Here is a 437-nt window from a genome sequence, read left to right as displayed (position 1 = left end):
AGTCTGCGCAGATCGGCGGACGCCAAAAAGCGCAGCACGTCGGCGGCCACCTCAGCATGCTGAACGGCAATCCTCCTCCTCATGTCCGCTATTAATCGAATATCCGGTTGATGCTTCCGAAAGTTCCTCAGTGCCTCCGCAAAGGCCTTCTCGGCTGCGTCAGCCTGCATTTCTGTATCGTCGCGGACGAAGGCTTCGAAGTCGTTCAGCCGCGCACTAGCGTCGGGGCCCAAGGGCTGATGGCATAGCACACAGTGTTCACCTTCAGCCGCTGGGAACCGCCGTTCAATATGACGCGAATAGTGCCGTGCGGCCTCCCATAGCTCCCGCCATACTTCCGCGCCAACGGCGGGGAAGGTGGCATCCTTGAAGGCGTTTTCTGCGACGAGTAATGCGGCAGACCGCTTGCGACTGGCGTCGTCTGCGAGCGATTTAAT

1 pseudogene is annotated in these 437 nt (G+C 59.5%); it reads right to left on the bottom strand.

Going from position 1 to position 437, the window contains the following annotated elements:
• A pseudogene (locus AB4Z23_RS28590) lies at window positions 1-437 on the bottom strand (AAA family ATPase); the annotation flags it as partial.

It is taken from the genome of Agrobacterium sp. MCAB5, from assembly GCF_052114365.1.
Taxonomy (GTDB): Bacteria; Pseudomonadota; Alphaproteobacteria; order Rhizobiales; family Rhizobiaceae; genus Agrobacterium; species Agrobacterium tumefaciens.
Note: the sequence above shows the minus strand (reverse complement) of the source record. Positions and strands in the feature narration are given on the sequence as shown.